At 61.8% G+C, this 3568-nt stretch carries 2 protein-coding genes and 1 pseudogene; 1 reads left to right on the top strand and 2 read right to left on the bottom strand.

Features of this window, described 5'->3' with window-relative positions; all coding sequences use genetic code 11:
* Window positions 1–221: 221 nt before the first annotated feature.
* A complete protein-coding gene (locus QOC89_RS14730; RefSeq protein ID WP_323045678.1) occupies window positions 222–755 on the bottom strand; it encodes a single-stranded DNA-binding protein in 534 nt (177 codons plus the stop codon).
* Between the two features lie 123 nt (window positions 756–878).
* Complete coding sequence (locus tag QOC89_RS14725; protein WP_323045677.1) at window positions 879–2066, bottom strand: MFS transporter; 1188 nt, start codon at window positions 2064–2066, stop codon at window positions 879–881.
* A 370-nt stretch (window positions 2067–2436) separates the two neighbouring features.
* Between QOC89_RS14725 and QOC89_RS14720 the strand changes: the two are divergent.
* A pseudogene (locus QOC89_RS14720) lies at window positions 2437–3568 on the top strand (excinuclease ABC subunit UvrA); the annotation flags it as partial.

The following is a 3568-nucleotide window of genomic DNA, read 5'->3' as shown; positions in this document are numbered from 1 at the left end:
CGCAAACATGCCGCTGAGGCACGCTGGACCATGCTGGAAGGTTTACCCTCGGTGGCAGAAAAACGCTGTCCGGTAGCGTACCGATAGGCTGAATATCGAAGGAAACTCTGTGTAAACGGCACCGCCTGGCGCCGTCAACCTAGGCGGCCGACTTGCTCGTGGCCCATAAAAAACCCCGCTCAAAAGCGGGGTTTTCGCACTCACAGATTTAACGCCAGGCGTTAGAACGGAATATCGTCATCCATCTCATCAAAGCCGCCGCCGGCCGGCGCGCTCGGACGGCTCGAACCACCGCCGCCGCCGCTACCGCCACGCGAAGCACCACCGCCCGAGACCGCACGGCCGCCGCCGCCACCGCTACGCTCCGACGGCTCACCGCGGCTGTAACCGCCTTCATCGCCACCGCCGCCCATTGCGCCGCCACGGCCACCCAGCATTTGCATCTGCTCGGCGACGATTTCGGTCGAATAACGGTCGGTGCCGTCCTGAGCCTGCCACTTGCGGGTGCGGATGCGCCCTTCCAGGTACACCGACGAGCCTTTCTTCAGATATTCCGACACGATTTCAGCAAGCCGGCCGAAGAACGACACGCGGTGCCATTCGGTGGCTTCCTTCATTTCGCCGGATGCCTTGTCCTTGTACCGATCCGTCGTCGCAAGGCGGATGTTCGCCACTGCGTCGCCGCTCGGAAGATAACGGACTTCCGGATCGGCTCCGAGATTGCCGACGAGAATGACCTTGTTCACGGATGCCATGAGTTTCTCCTGTTGATTCCGTTGCGGGCGGCACGGCGATGCACGATTCACGTCTCAAGCCAGCGGGCCGGAGACCGGAACTGCGCCTCAGCCCGCCGCCTGGTGAGTTCTGAGTGAGCCTTTTTACGCTTTGCGCGGCGGCTGTTTCATCTGTGCGGCGATTATAAGCCAGCAAAAGACCAGGCCAGAACACGTAAAGAACACGGCGCTCTGTCCATCCACTTTCAACAGCCAGCCGCCGACCACGCCGCCCAGCGCAAGACCGATGGACTGCGTGGTGTTGTACACGCCGGCCGCCGCGCCCTTGCGGGTGCCCGGCGCCAGTTTCGACACCAGCGAAGGCTGCGACGCCTCGAGAATATTGAAGCCGAGAAAGTAGACAAAGAGGATCGCCGCCACACTCAGAATCGTATGCGGTGCGACGCCCAACAACAACTGTCCGATCAGGATAAGACCGATCGCGGACAGCAGCACGATTTTCATTTTCCCGCGCTTTTCGGCGGCAATGATCGCCGGGACCATCATCACGAACGAAAGTCCCATCACCGGCAAATACACCTTCCAGTGCGACGCGACCGGCAGGCCGCCGGCTTCGAGAATGCGCGGCACGACGAGGAACAACGCCGTTTGCGTGGCATGCAGCACCAGCACGCCGAAGTTCAGACGCAGCAGTTCGACGTTATGCAGCACCTCGGCGAATGGCGCGCGCACGTGCACCGGTTTGGGCGCATCAGGCACGACCCACAGCACGAGGCCGACCGCCAGAATCGAGAAGATGCCGACCAGCGTGAACAAGCCGCTCATGCCGACCCACTGGAACACGATCGGCGCGCCGACGATCGCCACCGCGAACGAAATGCCGATGCTGCCGCCAACCATCGCCATCGCCTTGGTGCGATGCTCTTCGGAGGTGAGGTCGGCGATAAACGCGATCACCGCGGACGACACCGCGCCCATGCCCTGAATCACCCGGCCGACGATGATCCACGTCATGTCGTGCGCGCCTGCCGCGACGAAGCTGCCGAGCGCGAAGATCAGAAGGCCAGTCGCAATGACCGGCTTGCGGCCAATTTTGTCGGAGACCCAGCCGTAAAAGATGTACAGCATCGACTGCGTCACGCCGTACGCGCCGAGCGCGATCCCCACCAGCAGCACGTTGTCGCCGCCGGGGATGGTCTTCGCGTAGATCGAGAACACCGGCATGATCATGAACAGACCGAGCATGCGCAGCGCGAAAATGGCGGCAAGCGACACGGTCGCGCGCATTTCAGGCGCGCTCATGCGTGAGGATGTAGCGGACGGATTGGACATCGGAAACGTTGGTTGAATGAGCTGGGCGGCCTATCGCTGGACGGCACACCACGGGCGGGCCTTCCCGGCAGGACGGCCAAAAACCAGGCGGCTTGCCACGGGACGGCTGGATAGCGTGAAACACATGACGCGGCATTCGGCCTGGCGGTCTTGCTGCACACTCGCCAGGAATCCGCGGCGCCTTGTACTCGCGGAAAACGGCCCCAGTTAGACCTCTTCCCCACGGCGCTGGACCGCTGCCTTACAGCTTGCCTGGCGCCTTTTTCAGGCTGTCAGGAAGCCGTAACGGCGGTCTTGAAAAGTCGTTATAGTAGCAGGTTTAGCCTCTTCCTCTTTCCGCCAGGTCACGGGCCAAGTCTTGGAATAACGCGTGGAACAAATCCGTATTCGTGGGGCTCGCACCCACAACCTGAAGAACGTCAATCTCGACCTCCCACGTCACAAGCTCGTCGTGATTACGGGCCTGTCCGGCTCGGGCAAATCGTCGCTGGCGTTCGATACGCTCTACGCGGAAGGACAGCGTCGCTACGTCGAAAGTCTTTCCGCTTATGCCCGCCAATTCCTGCAATTGATGGAAAAGCCGGACGTCGATCTGATCGAAGGCCTATCGCCGGCGATCTCGATCGAACAGAAAGCGACTTCGCACAATCCGCGCTCCACGGTCGGCACCGTCACCGAAATTCACGACTATCTGCGGCTGCTGTTCGCGCGCGTCGGCACGCCGTATTGTCCGGACCATGAAATTGCGCTGGAAGCCCAAAGCGTCTCGCAGATGGTCGACGCGGCGCTCGCCCTGCCGGAAGAGACGAAGCTGATGATCCTCGCGCCGGTGGTGGCGAACCGCAAGGGCGAGCACGTCGAGCTGTTCGAAGAGATGCAGGCGCAGGGTTTCATCCGCTTCCGGGTGCGCTCGGGCGGCGGCACCGCGAACGAAGGCGTCGCGAAGATCTATGAAGTCGATTCACTGCCGAAGCTCAAGAAAAACGACAAGCACACGATCGACGTCGTCGTCGATCGTCTGAAGGTCCGCGGCGATATGAAGCAGCGTCTGGCCGAATCGTTCGAAACGGCACTGCGTCTCGCCGACGGTCGCGCCATCGCGCTGGAAATGGATACGGACAAGGAGCATCTGTTCAGCTCCAGGTTCGCCTGCCCGATCTGCTCGTATTCGCTGCAGGAGCTGGAGCCGCGCCTCTTCTCGTTCAACAACCCGATGGGCGCGTGCCCGGAATGCGACGGCCTGGGGCAGATCACCTTCTTCGATCCGAAGCGGGTGGTCGCGCATCCGTCGCTGTCGCTCGCGGCAGGGGCGGTGAAGGGCTGGGACCGGCGCAACCAGTTCTACTTCCAGATGCTGCAAAGTCTCGCGGCGTTCTACGAGTTCGACATCGACACGGCCGTCGAAGACCTGCCGGAGAAAGTCCGCAAGATTCTGCTGTTCGGTTCGGGCAAGCAGGAGATCCCGTTCTCCTACATCAACGAGCGCGGCCGCACTTCCGTGC

The sequence above is a fragment of the Paraburkholderia sp. genome (assembly GCF_034668105.1).
Classification (GTDB): Bacteria; Pseudomonadota; Gammaproteobacteria; order Burkholderiales; family Burkholderiaceae; genus Paraburkholderia.
The sequence above is the reverse complement of the archived record's forward strand: the minus strand, read 5'-3'. Positions and strand labels throughout refer to the sequence as shown.

Bases quoted from the DNA above. Each gene is read 5' to 3' on its own strand.
- QOC89_RS14730 (WP_323045678.1), bottom strand. From the start codon at position 755: ATGGCATCCGTGAACAAGGTCATTCTCGTCGGCAATCTCGGAGCCGAT.
- QOC89_RS14725 (WP_323045677.1), bottom strand. From the start codon at position 2,066: ATGTCCAATCCGTCCGCTACATCCTCACGCATGAGCGCGCCTGAAATG.